Source organism: Microbacterium hydrocarbonoxydans, assembly GCF_900105205.1.
Classification (GTDB): domain Bacteria; phylum Actinomycetota; class Actinomycetes; order Actinomycetales; family Microbacteriaceae; genus Microbacterium; species Microbacterium hydrocarbonoxydans.
Genome location: NZ_FNSQ01000005.1, coordinates 3476520 through 3496171, shown reverse-complemented (window position 1 = coordinate 3496171; position 19652 = coordinate 3476520). Strand labels below are relative to the sequence as shown.

Annotated in this window: 20 protein-coding genes; 4 read left to right on the top strand and 16 right to left on the bottom strand. The window is 65.3% G+C overall.

Translation table 11 applies throughout. From position 1 onward, the window contains the following. Positions 1-6: 6 nt before the first annotated feature. From BLW44_RS17045 to BLW44_RS16980, 13 genes are all read right to left on the bottom strand, one after another. Complete coding sequence (locus BLW44_RS17045) at positions 7-993, bottom strand: flavin-containing monooxygenase (RefSeq protein WP_042538369.1); 987 nt, start codon at positions 991-993, stop codon at positions 7-9. Beyond that, entirely contained in the window at positions 993-1658 is a 666-nt protein-coding gene (locus tag BLW44_RS17040; protein ID WP_136041016.1) for a DsbA family protein, read from the bottom strand. The genes BLW44_RS17045 and BLW44_RS17040 overlap by 1 nt, the downstream gene beginning before the upstream one ends. 70 nt (positions 1659-1728) lie before the next feature. After that, complete coding sequence (locus BLW44_RS17840) at positions 1729-2202, bottom strand: hypothetical protein (RefSeq protein WP_139305307.1); 474 nt, start codon at positions 2200-2202, stop codon at positions 1729-1731. Positions 2203-2384: 182 nt separating this feature from the next. After that, complete coding sequence (locus BLW44_RS17035) at positions 2385-4475, bottom strand: heavy metal translocating P-type ATPase (protein ID WP_254775138.1); 2091 nt, start codon at positions 4473-4475, stop codon at positions 2385-2387. Continuing rightward, entirely contained in the window at positions 4472-4807 is a 336-nt protein-coding gene (gene cmtR, locus BLW44_RS17030; protein ID WP_074731945.1) for a Cd(II)/Pb(II)-sensing metalloregulatory transcriptional regulator CmtR, read from the bottom strand. The genes BLW44_RS17035 and cmtR overlap by 4 nt, the downstream gene beginning before the upstream one ends. A 270-nt stretch (positions 4808-5077) precedes the next feature. Then, the gene (locus tag BLW44_RS17025; RefSeq protein ID WP_042538283.1) at positions 5078-5923 is read right to left on the bottom strand and encodes a F510_1955 family glycosylhydrolase; all 846 of its coding nucleotides are present in this window, start codon (positions 5921-5923) and stop codon (positions 5078-5080) included. A gap of 147 nt (positions 5924-6070) precedes the next feature. Beyond that, positions 6071-6667, bottom strand: coding sequence for a DUF305 domain-containing protein (locus BLW44_RS17020; protein ID WP_042538281.1), 597 nt, complete (start codon positions 6665-6667; stop codon positions 6071-6073). Positions 6668-7243: 576 nt separating this feature from the next. Continuing rightward, positions 7244-9364 (bottom strand): heavy metal translocating P-type ATPase, encoded by a 2121-nt coding sequence (locus BLW44_RS17010; RefSeq protein ID WP_396653629.1) that lies wholly within the window; start codon positions 9362-9364, stop codon positions 7244-7246. Positions 9365-9419: 55 nt separating this feature from the next. Further along, positions 9420-9746: a heavy-metal-associated domain-containing protein gene (locus BLW44_RS17000; RefSeq protein ID WP_042538275.1), complete on the bottom strand. Its 327-nt coding sequence runs from the start codon at positions 9744-9746 to the stop codon at positions 9420-9422. Positions 9747-9778: 32 nt separating this feature from the next. Then, positions 9779-10060, bottom strand: a complete 282-nt coding sequence (locus tag BLW44_RS16995) for a metal-sensitive transcriptional regulator (protein WP_042538273.1) — start codon at positions 10058-10060, stop codon at positions 9779-9781. A gap of 108 nt (positions 10061-10168) precedes the next feature. Next, positions 10169-11194 carry a cation diffusion facilitator family transporter gene (locus tag BLW44_RS16990; protein WP_042538271.1) on the bottom strand — a complete coding sequence of 342 codons (1026 nt, stop codon included), beginning with the start codon at positions 11192-11194 and terminating at the stop codon, positions 10169-10171. Further along, complete coding sequence (locus BLW44_RS16985; protein ID WP_042538269.1) at positions 11191-11556, bottom strand: ArsR/SmtB family transcription factor; 366 nt, start codon at positions 11554-11556, stop codon at positions 11191-11193. The genes BLW44_RS16990 and BLW44_RS16985 overlap by 4 nt, the downstream gene beginning before the upstream one ends. A 142-nt stretch (positions 11557-11698) precedes the next feature. Beyond that, entirely contained in the window at positions 11699-12475 is a 777-nt protein-coding gene (locus tag BLW44_RS16980) for an alpha/beta fold hydrolase (RefSeq protein WP_171821974.1), read from the bottom strand. Between the two features lie 710 nt (positions 12476-13185). Between BLW44_RS16980 and BLW44_RS16975 the strand changes: the two genes are divergently transcribed. The 4 genes from BLW44_RS16975 (at position 13186) to BLW44_RS16960 (ending at position 16730) form a co-directional block, all read left to right on the top strand. Further along, complete coding sequence (locus BLW44_RS16975; RefSeq protein WP_139305306.1) at positions 13186-13902, top strand: VIT1/CCC1 transporter family protein; 717 nt, start codon at positions 13186-13188, stop codon at positions 13900-13902. A 73-nt stretch (positions 13903-13975) separates the two neighbouring features. Then, positions 13976-15397, top strand: coding sequence for a ferredoxin reductase family protein (locus tag BLW44_RS16970; RefSeq protein WP_042538265.1), 1422 nt, complete (start codon positions 13976-13978; stop codon positions 15395-15397). Positions 15398-15411: 14 nt separating this feature from the next. Next, a complete protein-coding gene (locus tag BLW44_RS16965; protein WP_042538263.1) occupies positions 15412-15891 on the top strand; it encodes an FMN-binding protein in 480 nt (159 codons plus the stop codon). After that, positions 15891-16730 carry an FAD:protein FMN transferase gene (locus BLW44_RS16960; protein WP_052492863.1) on the top strand — a complete coding sequence of 280 codons (840 nt, stop codon included), beginning with the start codon at positions 15891-15893 and terminating at the stop codon, positions 16728-16730. Before BLW44_RS16965 ends, BLW44_RS16960 begins: the two co-directional genes overlap by 1 nt. Here BLW44_RS16960 and BLW44_RS16955 read toward each other — a convergent pair. From BLW44_RS16955 to lgt, 3 genes are all read right to left on the bottom strand, one after another. After that, positions 16721-17698: a sensor histidine kinase gene (locus BLW44_RS16955; RefSeq protein ID WP_042538261.1), complete on the bottom strand. Its 978-nt coding sequence runs from the start codon at positions 17696-17698 to the stop codon at positions 16721-16723. The genes BLW44_RS16960 and BLW44_RS16955 overlap by 10 nt on opposite strands. Further along, positions 17695-18408 (bottom strand): response regulator transcription factor, encoded by a 714-nt coding sequence (locus BLW44_RS16950; RefSeq protein ID WP_228385636.1) that lies wholly within the window; start codon positions 18406-18408, stop codon positions 17695-17697. The genes BLW44_RS16955 and BLW44_RS16950 overlap by 4 nt, the downstream gene beginning before the upstream one ends. Before the next feature lie 236 nt (positions 18409-18644). Further along, complete coding sequence (gene lgt / locus BLW44_RS16945) at positions 18645-19556, bottom strand: prolipoprotein diacylglyceryl transferase (RefSeq protein WP_042538259.1); 912 nt, start codon at positions 19554-19556, stop codon at positions 18645-18647. Between the last annotated feature and the right edge of the window lie 96 nt (positions 19557-19652).

Sequence of the window (19652 nt, the reverse complement as noted above, 5' to 3'; positions counted from 1 at the left end):
GCTCCTTTACGGCCGTCCAACGATGTGCCGGGCGACGATCGCCGCATCACGACCCGCCCCAGCGAGGGTGCCCGCATCTGCCCGGGAGTAACGCGGCATGCCAACAGTGAACAGTCCCGGGATGCGTGCATTGACGTGCAAAGGCTGCCCGGGCGGCTCCGAATCGGGCAGCCATGCGTCCGCCGGCCTGTACCCGGTCGCAAGGATCACGGAATGCGGCTTCACGGACGCCCCATCGGCGAACATCACGGTGTCTCCGTGTACCTCCGTCACGGCGGCGGCATGAGTGACGTCTGTCGAAGCTACGCGGGGGCGTGACTCAGACATCGGACCCCGACGTCGCAGCCTCGACCAGATGGGCCGCTCCGACACCTCTGAGGATTCCGCTCGAGTGGAGAGGGTGACGTCGTGGGAGGAAGCGAGCTCTTCTGCAATCTCCACTCCGCTGAATCCACCGCCAACGATCAACACGCGGCCGGGAGGTATCTGGGCGGGATAGAGGTACTGGCTGGAATGCAGCACAACACCGGGTACTGCCAGTTCCAGGCGCCAGCCCGGCACGCGCGGCACCGCGGCAGCTCCCGTTGCACAGACCACATTTCGGGTTTGCACTTCCCCGGCGGAGGTCGACAGATGCAGTGTGGATCCGTCGCCCAACCGGGTGATTCCAAGAGCACGAGTGCCCCACACGGTCTTCACACCGAGGGCGTTCTCCACCGAAGACAGGTAATCGGACATCTCATCCTTACTCGGATAACGGTCTCCATCGCCCGGGAAAGGAAACCCGCGGACGACACTGTGGCGGGCCGCGCTGCGTAGCTTCATCGACTGCCACCGTGTGGCCCAGCTTCGTCGACCGGGAGGTGCAGAATCGATGATCACGAAGTCCTTCTGCGGCTCAAGCCCGGAGGACCTGAGTGCGGCGGCTGTCGCCAACCCGGAGTGCCCGGCGCCGACGATGATGACGCGACGGTGCGATAGCGAACGCGCCATCATTCAGCACCGTTCACCGCGGCTTCAATGGTGTCCTCCAGGTCATTCCACGTCTCCAGCACGACAGGCTCCCCATCGATGAAGAACGAGGGGGTACTGCTGACACCGAGCTGCTCACCCTCGTCTAGATCGAACTGGACCCGTTCTGCAGTCGCCGGATCAGCGACCGCATCATCGAACGCGGCCATATCCAATCCGAGTTCCTCCGCAAATCCCCGGAACAGGTCCGCACGAGACTCTTGAGCCTCACCCCATTGAGACTGCGTCTCGAACAGGCGGTGATACATCTCTTCCAGCCGTCCCTGCTGCGCTGCGGCTTCGGCAGCGATCGCGGCATTCTTCGAGTTGAGATGACCCGGCAACGGGAAGTAGCGGATCACGTACGTGATCTCGCCATCGAACTTGCCACGGAGATCCTCGACGAGGGGATAAAAAGCACCGCAGGCCTCGCACTCGAAATCGAGGAACTCGACCACCGTCACCGCCCCATCTCCTCCGTCATCGAGGACATGCGAGTTCTCACGGACGACCTGTGGACCATCAGCGGCCCCCGTCTCGGGTGCGGCAGCTCGACTCTGATTGACAAGGACGAACACCAGCGCAACGATCAGCAACACCACGGCGAGAGCCACGGTGACAAGTACCGCTTTCATAGAAGATTTCATAGACACTCCAGACACACACAACGAACGAGGACGACCAGGGGAGCGCCATCGAAGAGATGGCGCCGCCAGATCAGGTTCGCGACAGAGAAAGCTGTGTGAGAGAAGGAGGCAATACGAACAGGCGCCCCGTCATGGCCGCCAGTGATGGTGCGCGCGGCAAACGTTCACGAACGCGAGAAGAGGGGACGTGACGGCGGAAGATCCGCGTGACGATGAGCACCAAGAAGCAGCAGAGGATACCCAAGAGGCACCCGGCGACGCCGATCATGATGTCGTTCGCAGTATCCCCAGCCACGACATGTTCCGCAGTTGCGCCGACACCGCTTTCACCCGAACCCGCCGCGACAGGGCCAGCAGAAGACGTACCTAGTGACGACGAGGATGTCGTGCTCAGATACGCAGTCGCATCCGTCGCGTCACGATGGCCGCCCGGCCACGCTCCGACGATGAGAAGAAGTGCCAATCCGAGGGCCGTAATGATCTTCGTTATCATGAACTCGTCGGCGCGGCTGTCGCTATTGCGAATGCGACCTTGGACGACCATGACCTCAGGATGGTACCAGCCCCACCAATCAAGATCTGTTGCGAACCCGAGAGCCACGCGCCCGAAGGTCAAACTGAAGTTACTGTCAGCGTCCGCGTCCCACAACCGAGCAACCCAGTTGATTTCGGGGCCTTCGAAAGTGGCTCCGTGGGAGCGGGGTAGTGCCGTCGAAGCGGGATGGTTCAGACCTGGGCGGGTACGGAGGTTGCGGCAGGTGACCGCAGGGCAGCAGGGCGCCGCGCCGCGCGCACCCCGTTGAGGATGACGAACACTTCCGCGATCTCGTGCACGAGAACTACACCGGCAAGCCCGAGCACGCCGAAGAGGGCGAGCGGGAACAACACGAGGATGATCGCCAAGGCGAGCACGATGTTGGCGGTCATGATCCGGCGACCGCGACGAGCGTGCGCGAGCGCGCCGGGGATCAATCGGAGATCGTTCCCGGTAAAGGCGACGTCGGCAGACTCGATGGCAGCAGCCGAGCCCTTCAGCCCCATGGCGATACCGACGGTGGCGGTCGCGAGGGCGGGGGCGTCGTTGATGCCGTCACCGACCATGGCTGTCGGGCGCGCGGCGGCGAGTTGTTCGATGACCGTGGCCTTGTCCGCAGGGAGCTGCTCTGCGCGGACGTCGGTGATGCCCGCCTGTGCCGCAATCGCGCGGGCGGTGCGTTCGTTGTCCCCGGTGAGCATCGTGATCCCGATACCGGCATCCTGCAGCAGTCGCACGGTTGCGGCGGATTCAGGGCGCAGCTCGTCGCGGATGCCGATGAGCCCGGCAATCTCGCCCTCGGCTTCAACGACGACCACGGTCATGCCGTCTTCGGCCATCTCATCAGCGGCCGAGTGGAGGACTCCGGGGGCGAGCCACCGGACGTTGCCGACGCGGACCAGGGTGCCGTTGACGCGGCCGGTGATGCCGTGGCCGGCGTCTTCGACGACGTCCACGGCTCCAGCTGCGCCGGGGGCGGCCGTGGTGATCGCGGCGGCGAGCGGGTGGCTGCTTGTCTCTTCGACTGCTCCCGCCCAGGTCAACAGCTCGTCCCGTGAGATGCCGGCTGCGGGGCGCACGTCGACGACGGCCGGCTCGTTGCGGGTGAGGGTACCGGTCTTGTCCAGCGCCACCGCCTGGATGGTGCCGAGCTGCTCGAACGCTTCCCCGGACTTGATCACGACGCCGAACTTCGACGCGGACCCGATGGCGCTGATCACCGTGACCGGCACCGCGATCGCAAGAGCACAAGGAGACGCGGCGACGAGGACGACGAGTGCACGCTCGATCCAGGTCGACGGATCTCCGACGATGAATCCGAACACGGCGACAAGGGCCGCGGCGATCAGCACCACGGGGACGAGGGGGCGGGCGATCCGGTCAGCAAGCCGCGCGCGGTCGCCCTTGCGGGCGTGGGCCTGCTCCACGAGGGACACGATCTGGGTGAGCGAGTTGTCGCGCCCGTCCGCGGTCGCCTCGATCCGCAGCGTCGATGCACCGTTCACCGAGCCCGCCGCGACCGCAGTGCCGGGATGCACGTCGACCGGGATGGACTCACCGGTGATCGCGGATGTGTCCAGGCTCGAACGCCCTTCGACAACAACACCATCGGTGGCAACACGCTCGCCTGCTCCAACGATGAGGATATCGAGCTCACGGACATCCGCGGCCGGGATCGTCGTGTCGCCGGCGAGACGAGAGACACGCACGGTCTCCGGGATCAGGGACAGCAGGGCACGCAGACCCTCTTTCGCCCGATCCATCGCACGGTCCTCGAGAGCCTCCGCCAGCGAAAACAGGAACGCCAAGGTCGCAGCCTCACCGACATGGCCGAGCAGAACCGCACCGATCGCGGCAATCGTCATCAGCAGCCCGACGCCAAGTCGACCCCGGATCAACCGGCGGATCGCACCAGGAACGAAGGTGTAGGCGCCGGTCAGCAGAGCAGCCCATTGCAGCACAAGCGCGGGGATTTCGATACCCGCCCACTCGAACGCGTACCCGGCGACCAGGAAAAGGCCCGACAGCGCGGACGGCAGTAGCGCGATGTCGCGCCACCACGGCGGACGCACCTCGATCTCATCGTCATCCACGCCTGCCTTGGACGGCAGCGCCGGTCCGCAGCAAGCATCGCCTTCCTCATGGGCCTCGGAGGACGTGGCATTTCGCACCGGGTCGGGCTCGCAACATGCGTCTCCCGTCCTGTGGGAACGCGTCAACTCAACGCGCTGAATCGTGCGAGCCTTCCGGGGCTCGTCTGGGCCGCAGCACTCTTCACTCATGCGCAGCACTCACACTTCTCGTCCGTGCACGGAAAACCCTCGTCAACGGCGACGACCGCTTCCAGCATGTGTCGTAGGCCCACTGCGAGATGCGGGTCCGCGATCTCGTAACGCGTGCGCCGGCCTTCCGGGGTCGCAACAACCAGACCGCACCCGCGCAGGCACGTCAGATGATTGGAGACATTCGTACGTGTGAGATCCAGTTCGCGAGCGAGCTCAGCTGGATAGCCAGGCACATTCAAGAGCGCAAGAAGGATCCGCGAGCGCGACGGGTCTGCCATCGCGCGACCGAGACGGTTCATCACATCAAGACGAGAAGCAATAGTCAGCACACGATGACTATACAGGCCAAGCTGACCAATCATGCGGCCTGGGCTGACCGTCGGGGAACCGCCTCTGCTTCGCGTCTGTGAACTTTCTAGCGCTTGCCGGTCGAGAATAGACTCACCCATAGTGCGGTTGATACCCCCCCGGGAGTGCCGTGAAAGCTCCGATGAGGTGGAAGCTCGATATGGCGAGGACCGTGGCGCAGGCGATGAAGACCGGCATGCGTCCGGAGAGGTTGCAGCGCTGATCATGGCGACCGTTCTGGTGTGAGCCACCTACCGGACGGGGGCGAGGACGGTCGTGTCATCGGGTGCGATCTGGACGATGCCGCGGTCATCGACCACAACGAAGCTGTCGTCACCGATCGCGGTGAAGGCCTGGGCGGCCCCTTGGAGGGGGTCGAGGCGCTGCCATGTTCCTTCGGTGTTCTGAGACCAGAGGGCGCCGTCCGTTCCGACTCCTGCGAGCGTGCCGTCGGGTCGGACGTCGAGGGCGTAGAGCAGTGGGGCGTCCGCGACGGGGGCGAAGCTGGCGCCGTTATCGGTGCTGAGAAGTAGTCCTTCTTCTGCCGCCGCGTAGAGACCGTCGTTGGTGGCTGCGAGGTCTGCCGCGGCAAGTGTGGCGCCGCGGTTCCATTCGCGACCGTTGTCAGTGCTGATGAGCAGGTCGACCCCGTCAGAAGCGATCCCGTAGAGAGTGCCGTCCGGTCCAGCGGTGAGGGTATGGAAGTCCGTAGTGCCGGTGAGAGCGATCGGTGACCAGGTTTCGCCGAAGTCGTCACTGCGAATGACGCCCAGGTTTGGGGAGCCGAGCTCTGCGGGTGTCTGCGTGCCCGGGTGTCCGGATGCTAAGAGGGCATCGTCGAGGACGGTGAATCCCATCGCATCGAAGTCGTAGCCTCCGATGGGACCGGCGAGCGCACCTTCGGGTGTGAGGGTGAAGATTCCCCCGTGGGTGGCTACGAAGAGGTTCTCACTGTTTGGGTCAGCGGCGACACCGTGAATGTGTTCGATGACGGGGGGAACCGCATCGGTGCCGGAGGTTTGTGGTGCGGCGCATCCGGTGGCGGTGACGGCTATAAGAGCGATCGCAAAAGCGGGTAGGGGTGAGTAGCGGTTCATATGGCTCCGACTTGAAGAAGTGCGTGCGGGTACGCACCCGGGGTGCGCGAATGAGACACGCAGCGTGGCGTCACCGGTGTGATGGCGAGAGCTGCGGGGAAGAGCCAGCCGAGGGGTGCGGGAGGAATCCCGCACCCCAGGCGTGAATCAGAGCGTGGCGAGGAGGTCTTCCATCGTGGCGATCTCCGTGGTCTGCGCCTCGATGATCGTTTCGGCCAGAGCGACCGCGTCGCTGTTCTGACCGTTGTCGACCTCTTCCTGGGCCATCTCGACGGCACCCTCGTGGTGCTGGATCATCTGCTCGAGGAACAGGCGGCTGGCGTCCGCACCGGTGGCATCTTCGAGAGCCTGCATGTCCTCGTCGGACATCATGCCGCCGCTGTGATCCATGCCCTCCATGTCGGCGGTGTCAGCGCCCCACTCTTCGAGCCACTGATCCATCTTCTGGATCTCGGGTTCCTGCGCGGCCTTGATCTCTTCAGCGAGAGCGACGACACGTGCGTCGACGCCGTTCTTGCTGAGGAGCATGTCAGACATGTCGATGGCCTGAGCGTGGTGTTCTTTCATCATGCTGGCGAACATGATGTCGGCATCGTTGGCGTCCGCGGATGCCGGGGCGGAGCTGCTGCTCTCGTGGTCCATGCCGGGCATATCGCCGCCGCCGGACGTGGTTCCGGCGCAGCCGGCGAGTCCAAGCAACGCAACGAGGGTGAGCGCGGCAGTCGCCGCAAAACGGGTCTTCATGATGAGTTCTCTCCAAGAGTCGATGATGGCACCCAGCGAGACAGGCTGGGCGAAGGGCGTTACCCGCAGAATGCGGGTAGCGCGTCCATCACGTGCGACTGATGCAGAGAACGGTGAGGGATGGGGGCCGCAGTGGATGCAACGAATCTCGGAGGCTCAGGAGCGATACGGGCGCTCCCGGGGAGCGTCCAAGGGCTCGCGACCAGGCGGACGGTCGCGCAAGCAGCACGACGGCGATGAGGAGCGCGAGTACGCAGGCCATCCACGCCATACCTGGATCGTCAGAACACGTGGCACATCCCGCCCCGTCGATCGCTGCGTCTTCCCCAGGCATGGGTGCAGGGTGAACGTCGGCAGAAGCGGGCGTGACGGTGATGGTCTCACTGTGCCCGGAGGGCATCGAGTGCGTGTTCATCGAATGCATCGCTAAGAGTCCGAAGATGACGGAGAGAGCGACGGCGACGACGGTGAGGAGAGTGCGGGTGAGCGTGCGCTGGTCATGCACGCGCCGTGCAATCGTGATCAACACCGTCCCACCTCTCTTTCCTCCAGGGTACGTCGCCGCCGCCCATGCGCCTACTCGTTGACGACGGCGTCCGGGCTCAGGTTCAGCCGGCGCAGCAGCTGCGCGTTCAAAGCGACAACGATCGTGGACAGCGACATCAACACCGCCCCCACGGACATCGGAAGCACAAACCCGATGGGTGCGAGCACGCCAGCCGCGAGCGGGACGGAGAGGAGGTTGTACCCGGCGGCCCACCAGAGGTTCTGCTTCATCTTCTGGTAGCTGGCCCGCGACAGCTCGATTACGGAGATCACGGACCGGGGGTCGTCGCTGGCGAGGATCACGCCCGCCGAAGCGATCGCGACGTCCGTACCCGCACCGATCGCAATCCCGACATCCGCCTGCGCGAGCGCAGGGGCGTCGTTCACGCCGTCACCGACCATTGCGACCTTGCGGCCTTCGCTCTGCAGCTCTTTCACCTTCGAGGCCTTGTCCTCCGGCCGCACTCCCGCGAAGTACCGGTCGATACCCAGATCGCCCGCCACCGATGCGGCGACCGCGTCAGCGTCACCGGTGATCATGACCACCTGCACACCACGCTCATGGAGAGCATCGACCGCGTGACGCGACTCCGACCGGATCTCATCCGCGAGGCGCAGTGCGCCCGCGACCTGCCCGTCGACGAGCACGTGGAGGATGATCGCACCCTCGTGACGCCACTCGTCGGCAACAGGCAGCTCATGGGCGTTCTCCTGCTCGAGCATATACGGGCCACCGACCTGCACGACGTGTCCATCGACACGCGCACGCACCCCGACCGCCGGGGACGACTCGAAGTCCGACGAGGACGGGACACGGAGAGTCTTGTCCTTCGCCGCGTTTACGATCGCGCGAGCGAGGGGGTGCTCGGAATCCGCCTCTGCCGCGGCGGCCCATGCCAGCAGCTGGTCAGGGTCAGTCTCCAGGACAGGATCGATTGCAGTAACGGCGGGGGTGCCCTTGGTGAGGGTGCCGGTCTTGTCGAACAGGACGGTGTCGACCGTGCGCATGCTCTCCAGCGCGAGACGATCCTTGATCAGGACGCCACCGCGAGCGGCCCGCTCGGTTGCGATCGACACGACGAGTGGGATCGCCAGGCCCAGAGCATGCGGGCAGGCGATCACCAGCACGGTGATCGTGCGGATGACGGCCGCGTCAGGCTGACCGACGATCGTCCAGACAACGGCGGTGATCGCGGCAGCGCCCAGTGCGAACCAGAACAACCACCCCGCAGCCTTATCCGCGAGCCGCTGCGCGCGCGACGACGAACTCTGCGCTTCGGTGACGAGTTTCTGGATTCCCGCGAGAGCAGTGTCCTCACCGATCGCGGTGATCTCCACCCGCACACCAGAATCGGTCGCGACCGTGCCGGCGATGACCTGGTCGCCGTCGCTGCGGCGCACGGGCCGGGACTCTCCGGTGATCATCGACTCGTCCATGCTGGCCGAGCCCTGCACGATCCGCCCGTCCGCGGGGACCCGGCCGCCGGGGCGAACCACCACAACATCCCCCACCAACAGGTCGGCCGGGGCGACCGTGACCGTCGTGTCGCCTTCCACCTTCTCCGCCTCGTCGGGGAGCAGCGCGGCCAAAGAATCCAACGCTGACGTCGTCTGGGCGAGGGAGCGCATCTCGATCCAGTGACCGAGCAGCATGATCACGATGAGCAGCGCGAGTTCCCACCAGAAGTCGAGCTCGTGATGCAGCACACCCAGGCTCGCACCCCACGACGCCAAGAATGCCACCGTGATCGCGAGCGCGATCAGCAGCATCATCCCGGGCTTACGCGCACGGAGTTCACTCACCGCGCCGGTGAGGAACGGCGCCCCACCCCACACATACATGACCGTTCCGAGAACCGGAGACACCCACCCGACCCACGGGGCGTCTGGCAGCGGGTATCCGAGCAGCATCGAGAACATCATCGAGAACCCGACAACCGGGACCGCGAGGACCAGCATGATCCAGAACAACCGCCGGAACTGGCCCACATGATCGGCATGGCCAGCGTGCCCACCGTGGCCCTCCTGACCGGCGTGCTCTTGAGAAGCACCGTGCTCGTGGCTCATCGCCGCGTGGTCGTGCTCCGTGGTAGGGAACCCGCCGTGATTGGGGTGCGCGGCCTGATTGGTGTGCTCGTCGTGCTGGCTCATCGGAACTCCTTGCTCGGATGCGCCCGGGTCAAGCCGGGCGCAGACAGATAGCCGCTCAGGCCTGGCCGGTCGCGAGCGTGTAGCCGGCCTCTTCGACCGCAGCCTTCACGGCGGCGTGATCGACGGGTGCGGCACTGTGGATGGTCACCCGGGAGGTGGCGCCAGCGTTCAGGTCGATGGTGACGGATTCGACACCATCGACAGTGCTCAGCTCGTCGCTGACGCTGGATACGCAATGCGAGCACGTCATCCCGGCAACCAGAATCTCCTCCGACACCAGAGACACACCCGAAACGGATACCTCGGTGGTCGATGGGACAGCGCAGCAGGCGCAACCGTCGGCGGATGCGTCCTTGAGTCCGAGTTCGATGCGATCAGTCATGGTGCGCTCCTTCAATTCAGCAGACGTGGTGGTCATGAACGGACAAGACGGGCGATTGCTTCGTTGGCCTCGCGGACCTTCTCTGCCGCAACCTCGCCGCCCTCGGTACTCGCCTGGGCGACGCAATGACTGAGATGGTCCCCCAAGAGCGACAATGCGACCGTTTCGAGAGCCTTCGTCGCCGCAGAGACCTGCGTGAGGATGTCGATGCAGCACTTGTCGTCGTCGACCATCCGCGCGATACCCCGCACCTGACCCTCGACACGGTTCAACCGCTTACGCAGATCAGCCTTGTTGTTCTCGTAGCCGTTCATACTTCCAAGATACCCCCTGGGGGTATCCAACACAATGGCACGCAGATCATTCCCGCGGGTCGGACCGACCTCAGGCGTGAGCTTCGTCACCCCTGTGCGGACTCTGGATCAGGTGTTGCTTGTGGCCATCGAGCTGCGGGTGCTGACAAGAAACTCATCCAGGTTGGGGAGGTGGGAGTGGACACTTCGGCGTGCGCGCTCAGTGACTTCATCTACCCGTTCACGGGTGGCGTGCGCGTCGACAGCGAGGATCGCGTCGCCTTCCAGGCGATGTCCGTTCCAGCGGAGTCTGATGCGGTCGACAGCGGTGATGCCGTCGACATGATCGAGGGCGTGCGCAACCTTGTCGACGAGTTCTGGTTCGACGCCGTCCAGCAGGCGCCGTCCGACGCTGCGGACCGTTCCGATGAGGAGGACGAAGATCGCGACCGAGATGACCAGGCCGACGATGGGATCTGCCAGAGGGAAGCCGAGGAGCACGCCGATCCCGCCGGCCACGACGGCGAGTGAGGTGAATCCGTCTGTGCGGGCATGGATGCCGTCGGCAACAAGGGCGGCGGAGCCGATTCGCTGCCCGACTCGGATGCGGTAGACGGCGACGATCTCGTTGCCGAGGAATCCGATGATGCCCGCGGCGATGACCCAGCCGATGTTTGTGAGGGGCTGCGGGTTCAGGATGCGGTGGATGGATTGCCAGGCGGCGGCGATTGCGGAGAGGGCGACCACGAAAACGATGAACAGCCCCGCGAGATCTTCGGCACGGCCGAGCCCGTAGGTGTAGCGGCGCGAGGCTGCACGCCGGCCGAGGATGAAGGCAACCCACAAAGGAACAGCGGTGAGCGCGTCGGAGAAATTATGGACGGTATCAGCCAAGAGCGCGACGGAACCGCTGAAGATGACCACGACAGCCTGAAGGACGGTTGTGACCAGCAGGATCAGAAGGCTGATCTTCAGAGCACGGATGCCTGACCGGTTCGCCTCCAACGCATCATCGATGGAATCTGCCGCGTCATGGGAGTGGGGCACGAAGAGTCCGTAGAAGAACCCCTTGATGCCGGTCGGGTGGTCATGGTGTGCGTGCGGGGCGCCGTGGTCGTGGTGCCCGCCGTGCGAGTGATCGTGGGTCGGACTCATTCGCTCGCCCGATCCGCATGATGGTGTCGGGGTGTGCCACCCAGGGAGTGTTCGGCTTGGAAGATGGCGTCCGCGACCAGTCGGGATGCGTGCTCGTTGTCTAGCCGGTAGAAGACCCTTTGCCCGTCCTGACGGGTGGAGACGATGCGAGCCAGACGAAGTTTCGCCAGGTGCTGCGATACCGCGGCTGGTGACTTGCCAACCGCGTCGGCGAGGCTGTTCACCGACAGTTCCGAGGCTTCCTGAAGAGCGAGAATGATCCGCACCCGTGTTGCATCCGCGAGCATCCCAAACACTTCCACCGCCAGCTCAACGAAGGAACTATCCGGCCGATACCCACATCCTTGCGTATCTGCACTCATACGCAGATACTACGACATCTCTGCATCAGCGCTGGCAGCAGCTCGAGATCGCCTTCGGGGACCGATTCTCGATGTGGCCCGCGGCTTGTCCGATGCCCGTCAGGCAGGATGTCTCTCGCACATCCCTCAATACGCTTGCTTTTCAGGACGGGTCGCCGTTGATCGCCCTTGCCACGGTCTCGGCGCACCAGTCGGGATCACTCAGTGGAAGCTGGTGTCCACCCCGATGAGTCGAGACGGTGAGGTTCGGATAGGAGCGTGCGAGCCGATCGGCCAGTCCGGGCACCGGCACGGGGTCATCGGTGCCGTTGACAAGGAGGACGGCGATGTTGCGCCGCCCCAGGGCCTCCAGTGCGGGTAACCAGTCATCCGACATCACGATCGAGTTCAGGGCGCCGGAGTACGACAGCCATGTGTGCCTGACACCGTCTCTGGCCACGGTTATGGGCAGTGATGGGTTCACCGCGATGGCGGCATAGGAGGCGAATCGCCGATGGCGGCACATCCATGAGCAGACCAGATGGGCGATCGGACCGCTGGCCAGCAGGGTTTCGAACCAGCCCATGCCCGAGATTCGTTGCCGGGCTTCCTGCTCTGACACGAACAGGGGGGCGTCGAAGGCGATCACCCCTGCAATGGTGATCGCGGTGTCGGCGGCGGCGGCGGCGGTGATGATCGCGAGGGAGGCGCCCATCGAGTGGCCGACCAGGGTCACCGGGCGAGATGCTAAAGGGGAAGAAGACAGCACATCGATGATCGCGTTCTGATGATCGGAGATTCCGAATAGAGCATCGCCGTCGGGTTCGACCATCGATTGGCCGAACCCGAGCGGGTCGATCACGAGGACGGTGGCGATGTCACCGAGCTGATCGAAGGCGGCACCGTAGAACGATCCGCTTGCGGCGATTCCGGGCAGCAAGACCACGATCGGGTCACCGTCGCCGAATGTTCGGATGCTGAGTGGACCGTGCCGCGACACCACTCCCGCGCCGGGACGCCAGCGCGCCCGTCGGCGGGAGAGCAGGTGAGTCCCTCCCCACAATGCGACCGCTGCGCCCAGAGCGGTCCCGACAACGCACCGTGCTGCCGTCGTCTTCGATCTCGATGCCATCCCATTTACCTCTCTATCGATCGGACGCGGAAGGTCTACTGAATGGATAGCGACATTTCGGCTAAGCCGAGGGGCGGGCGGGTTGTGGTTCATGATGGTCTCGAACTCGAACGGGTGTCAAACGTCCCAGGCAAGCCCGTCGACGACGCCGATGGCAGGGGCGGTCGGACCTACCTGAAGATCGCTTTGCGGAGGTCTGGTGGGTGTGCCGGAAGCGCCTGTTGACTGGTACGGCTACTGCCTCTGTTCAACCCACCGAAAACGATCGTTTCCGGCGCGGTATCACTTGGTTGCCGGGGCGGTCGCCGCTAACGGGAGCCGGAACCCCGTTCTGGCATGGGCCTTCGGTTGGTGCCGCGACCGGACTTGCTAGCGGTCGAGCTGCGGAGGGCGCGTTTGTGGCGGGCGTACTCTTGTCCGATGACTCGACCTCTCACGAAGTGGCATTCCGCGCACGCAGAGCTCGACCTACGTCGGGATGTGCCTTCCATAGCCGCGCCGGGAGAAAGAACGGGGCGATGATGTTGGCGACGCATCCGGGTGAACCCCACCGCGGCGATCTCGCTGGGCGGCTCAACTGGCTCAGAGCCGGAGTGCTCGGCGCGAACGACGGCATCGTGTCGGTCGCGTCGCTCGTCGTCGGTGTCGCGGGGGCGACGACCGATTCCGCGACGCTGCTCGCCGCGGGTGTCGCCGGTCTCGTCGGCGGTGCGATCTCGATGGCGCTCGGGGAGTACGTGTCGGTGAGCAGCCAGCGAGACAGCCAACGGGCTCTGATCGAGAAGGAACGAGGAGAGCTGGCCGATAATCCTGCGACCGAGCTCGAGGAGCTGGCGGGCATCTATGAGGCGAAAGGTCTTAGCCCGGCGACCGCACGCCTCGTTGCGGAGGAGCTCACCGCGCACGACCCGCTGACCGCGCACCTCGAAGCGGAACTAGGCATCACGGAGAATCAGGTGGTCAGTCCGTGGGCGGCGGCGGGGGCCTCCGCACTTGCCTTCGCACTCGGAGCGCTGCTTCCGCTCTTGGCGATACTGCTCCCGCCTCCCGAGATCCGGGTGCCGGTCGCTTTCGCGGTGGTGCTGCTGGCGCTCGCGCTGACCGGATTCCTGAGCGCGAGGATCGGCGGGAACCCCGCGCTGAGGCCCACGATCAGGGTGGTGCTCGGTGGGGCGATCGCGCTGGTGGTCACGTTCGCGATCGGTACGCTGCTCGGGACGAGTGGCGTTGCCTGAGAGACAGATATGAGTTGCCTATCGGGAGCCGTTCCTTAGACCTGTCTCAGAGTCGGCGCAGCACGATTCCCCTATGACCACTCTGACGACGAGACCGCGTGCTTCCGTCCCCGCCGCTTCCCCTGAGCCACGGCGGGCAGCCCATGGCCGCGCGCGGGTCTGGCGTGCAGCGGCGATCACGGTGATCTGGGCGACCAGCCTGTTCGTCGTCGCTTTGTGGATCGCCTGTGGTGGAGTGACCGCAGTCCTGGGAGTCAACGCCGAGACCGTCACGACGCTCGGACGCCTCACCGGGTTGGTCGCGGCGAATCTGCTGCTCTATCAGGTGCTGCTGATGGCGCGCGTCCCGCTGTTCGAGCGCGGATTCGGTCGCGACGGGATCACGCGGCTGCATCGCTTCGTCGGATTCTGGTCGTTCTGGTTGATGGGCGCGCACATCGCACTGCTCGCGGTGGGCTACGCGATGGCTGCCGGCATCAACCCGCTCGTCCAGCTGTGGAGCTTCATCTGGGAATACCCCGGCATGCTCCTGGCGACTGCCGGCACTCTGCTGATCCTGCTCGTGGTCGTCACCTCGATCCGGCGTGCTCGTCGGCACCTGCGGTACGAGTCCTGGCACCTCCTGCACCTGTACGCGTACCTGGGCGTCGGGCTCGCGCTGCCGCACCAGCTGTGGACGGGCGCCGACTTCCTGTCCTCACCGATCGCGACCGTCTACTGGTGGTCGATCTGGGCGCTCTCCGCAGGATCGGTACTGCTCTTCCGCATCGGGATGCCGCTGCTGCGGTCCACTCGTCGGGCCCTGCGGGTGGCGGGGGTCGAGGCGGACGGTGCTCGGGGCGTCACCATCCGGGTCACCGGTCGCGACCTCGCGACGCTCGGTGCCAGGGCTGGTCAGTTCTTCGTCTGGCGGTTCCTCGATGGACCAGGCTGGACTCGCGCGCACCCGTTCTCGCTCTCCGCTGCGCCGGGAAGCGAGCTGACGTTGACTGCCCGTGTGCTGGGCGACGGCACGCGACGCCTCACCGCGCTGCTCCCTGGCACCAGGGTCATCGTGGAAGGACCATACGGGGAGATGACCGGTGAGCGCAGGACCGGGACGAAGCTGCTTATGATCGGCGCAGGCGCCGGGGTCGCACCGCTCGTCTCGCTGCTCGAGACGGAAGGCTACGGACCGGGAGAAGCGATGCTTATCACCCGGGAGTCCGCGGCCGAGGACGCTCTTCGGCAGGAGGCCATCGCTCACCTCATCAGTACCCGTGGCCTGAGCTACCTGCCGTTCATCGGCCCGCGATCTTCCGGCGCGTCGAGCTGGATCCCTGCCACGCACGAGGCGTGGTCGGGCGCAGATCTCCTCCGCCATCTCGTGCCGGAGCCGAAGGACCACGACGTGTTCATCTGTGGCGGTGAGGCCTGGATGAAAGACCTCAGGCGCGACCTGGTTGGCGCCGGGTTCCCCGCCCATCGCATCCATTCCGAATCGTTCACGATCTGAGCAGGGAGACGGCCATGAAGAAGATCCTCTACACGCTGCTCGCGACCGTCAGCGGACTCGTGCTGCTGTTCAGCTACCGAACGTCTCTGGAGGCGGTCACCCCGACCGACGCCAGTGCGGCGACAGCGGGCAGTTCATTGACGACCGCCGAGACCGGCGCGAGCGGCTCGGGAACCACATCGACGAACTCGGGAACCATGTCTGGCACCGGCCTCGCCGACGGAACCTACACCGGCGCATCATCGCAGACCCGCTACGGGCCGGTGCAGGTGCAGATAACCGTCTCCGGTGGACAGATCACGGACGCACAGGCGGTCGATTACCCGAACAGCAACGGTCGGGACCGGCAGATCAACGGCACCGCGATCCCGAGGCTCGTCTCGGAGACGATCCAGGCGCAGAGCTCGAAGATCCAGATGGTGTCCGGTGCCACATACACGAGCGGTGGCTACCTCTCGTCGCTGCAGAGCGCGATCGACCAGGCGCAGAGCTGATGCGTACCGCGAATGAGGTGACGCGGGTCTGGGTCGAGGAGATCATGGGCATTCCGATGAGCATCCATCTGATTGCTCCGGGGGAAATGACCGACGAGGGCGCCGACCGGGCAGTGCGAGCATGCTTCGACGAACTGCGTGACATCGACCGGGTCTTCTCGACATATCGCACTGATTCCGACATCAGCCGCATCCGTCGCGGTGAACTCTCCATCGCCGACGCTGACAGCAGGGTGGCGCTGGTCGCGGATGCCTGCGAACGCGCCGAAGAGGAGACTGGCGGCCTGGTCTCCGCCCGGTGGCGGGGAAGGTTCGACCCGACGGGATACGTCAAGGGCTGGGCGGTGGAAGCTGCGGGCCGTCGGCACCTCGAGCCGCTGCTGGCTGCCGCGACCGCGGTCGGCATCAACGCCGGAGGAGACCTGCAGCTGTTCACAGCCGAGGGAGCCGACTGGCGATGGCCGGTGGGAATCGCCGACCCGCACGACCGCGGTCAGTTGATCGCGGTGGTCGACGTGGTGAACGGTGCGGTGGCGACCTCAGGGACGGCGGAGCGCGGGCATCATATCCTCGATCCGCGCACCGGTAGGCCCGCGACAGGCACCGCGTCGGCCACGATCGTGACCGACGGTCTCACGCAAGCGGACGTCTGGGCGACCGCTGCCGTGGTGGCCGGCCCGGCGAACCGCTCGTGGATCGCGGCTGCGGGGTCGCGCACCGGCATCGTCGTCGATGCTGATCGTCGCGTGACCCGCTGGCTCGGCACGACGATGGTGGACGTGCAGACGACGACGGTCGGTTCGCATCCGATCGGAGGAGACGCACTCGTTCAGGGATGAGCCGGCAGTGTGAGCAGGAAAGTCGTGCCGGATGCTGTCGACCGTTCGACCTCGATGGACCCTCCGGCACGGCGAGCGACATCTCGCACGAGTGAGAGTCCGAGACCGAAGCTGCGAGGGCGCCCACTCTCGCGCGGACGCGCGAAGCGCTCGAAGACCTGCTCGGGCGAGATGCCTTCGATCCCGGAGCCCTCGTCGATGACGCGCACCGTCACGTTGCGGGCGTCCCGCGCGATGCGGATCGAGACGGTACCTCGCGCCGGGGAGTGCTGCACGGCGTTGTCGAGCAGCGCGACCAGGATGCGGACGAGCGTGACTTCCGGCAGCTGCGCCTTCACCTCCTGATCCACGGTGATCGCGAGCGAGACCTCGGAGCGCTTCTCGCTCGTCGTCATCGCTGCGACCGCTGTCGCCGCCGCTGTCGCGACGTCCGCGTTCCCGTCGGCGAACGATTCTCCTTCCGCGGCGATGAGCAGGTCGTTGAGCACGTCGGCCATCATGTCCGCATCGCGCCGGAGGTTGGTGAGACCCGCTCCGAGGTCCTCGCCTCGGTCATGACGGCGTTGCAACACCTGGATACGGCTCGTCAGCGCCGTCAGCGGCGTACGCAGTTCGTGGCTCGCGTCGGCCACGAAGTTTCGCTGCCGACGCAGCGCCTCCCCGAGCGGGCGGACCGATCGTCGAGCGGCGACCGCGGCGACAACCCCGAGCAGCACCACGCCGATCACTCCGATGATGATCACGGCCGGAACGATCACGTCGATGTCGACGATGAAGTCGTCCCGCGTTCCGGCGGGACCGCCGAACCAGCCGCCGCCGTGCTCCTCGCCTTCGCGGCGCGACGTTGAGAGCACCACCGCGATCAGCACGCCGATGCCGATCGCGACGATCACACCCGACGAGACTCCGACCCAGAGTCCGATGGATAGCGCTGCGCGACGCACGCGTCGATTATCGGCGTCGCTCATGACGGTGTTCCCGCGCGGTAGCCGCGTGCGCGGACGGTCTCGATCATGTCGGGGGACGTCTTGCGCCGCACATAGTGCACGTACGTGTCCACCGAACTCGTCGTATCTCCTTCATGGAACACGGCGCGGAGGATCTCGTCCCGACTGAACACGTGCTCGGGGCTGGTGCTCAACAGCTCCAGGAGCGCGCTCTCCGTCGCCGTCAGCGCCACTCGGATTCCAGATGGATCGTACGCGGCCTGGGCGTCCGGCGTGAACACCCACTCGCCGAGGCGTCGACGTACCCCATCAGCCCTGAACGCGCGTCGCAGCGCCCGAAGGCGCGCCAGCAGCTCGTCGTAATCGAACGGCTTCACCAGGTAGTCGTTCGCTCCGCCGTCGAGACCGGTGACACGATCGTCCACGGTGCCGAGCGCGGTCAGCATCAGGACCGGCGTCGTGATGTGCGCGGTACGCACGGCACAGATGAAATCGACGCCGTCCATGCCGGGGAGGCGTCGATCGACCACCATGGCGTCGTATCGCCTGCTCAGCGCGAGCCGGAGCGCGGTCTCGCCGTCCGCGGCATGCTCGACGTCGTACACCTCTTCCAGCACTTCGACGGTCAGCGCAGCGATCTCCGCATCATCTTCAACATAGAGCAGCGAACCGCGTGGCCCCTGTGCCGAGTCGCCCATGGTCGTCGTCCCGTCTTCCGCGATCGAGACCATCAGCGTACGCCCGGCGCAAACCGGGTCGGGTAACCCGGATGATCTTCCGCATGCCGTCGTCCGTCACACCAGAAACGATCGTTTTGGCGTCACTGGCCCGGTGGCTCCTTATGAGGCGCCACAAACGATCTTCGGAAACCCCTCTCGGCAGGGATTTTCGGCGCACCACGTCAAGAGGCGTTGTGTCCGTGATCGCTTAGACAGAACTAGCTGACAGCTGGAGGTGTGGGTGGCGTTCAGCTCTCGTCTGCGCTGCTGGGCTGATGTTCCACCGCTGGCGCGCGTCCTTCTTGGTACACGGAGGGTTCGGGTTCGGGGTGTCGTCGCCCCTGGACGACGAATAGCGCGATGCCGAGGGCGACGACGACGACGGATGCCCAGACGTTCGCGGGGATGCCGAACAGGGCGTCGCTGGTGGGGTCGATCCTGATGGCCTCGAGCCAGCTGCGTCCGAGGCCGTACCAGATCATATAGAGGGCGAAGGTTCGTCCCCACCGGAACCGGTATCTGCGCTCGAGGAGGAGGATGATCGCCACGCCGATCAGGTTCCAGATGATCTCGTACAGGAACAGCGGGTGGAACAGCGTTCCGGCCGGGAGGCCGTCCGGGAACATGGTGTCCGTCGGCAGGATCTCGAGCCCCCACGGCAGCGTGGTGGGCAGCCCGAAGAGTTCGTGGTTGAAGTAGTTGCCGATCCGACCCATGGACTGCGCGATGAGCATCGCGGGCGCGAGAGCGTCGGCGAAGGACCACAGCCGGATACCGGTTCGTCGGCAGCCGATGTACGCACCGACAGCGCCGCCCAGGAGGGACCCGTAGAGGGCGTTGCCGCCGTCCCAGATGGCGAAGATGTTCCCGAGGTTCGCGCCCGGATAGAAGTAGTCCCCGACGTGGGTGAACACGTGATAGAACCGGGCTCCGATGATGCCGATCGGGACAGCCCAGATGACGATGTCGACAACCACGCCGTCCTCCGCGCCTCGTGCCGACAGGCGTCGTTGGGTGATGATCACGGCGGCGATGATCCCGGCGATGATGCACAGCGCGTAGGTGTGGATTGTGAGCGGCCCGAGGGTGAACTGTGCCCACGACGGTGGGGGGCTGGGAAGACTCGTCAAAAGCACGAAGCACCGCTCCTCATCTGGCATCACTGTGAATGCTTCAACACATCATTGTTCAGCGCCGGTCCCATGCGAACAGCGCCCTGGGAAGACTAACGGTGTTCGACACGGGAATCGTCGAAC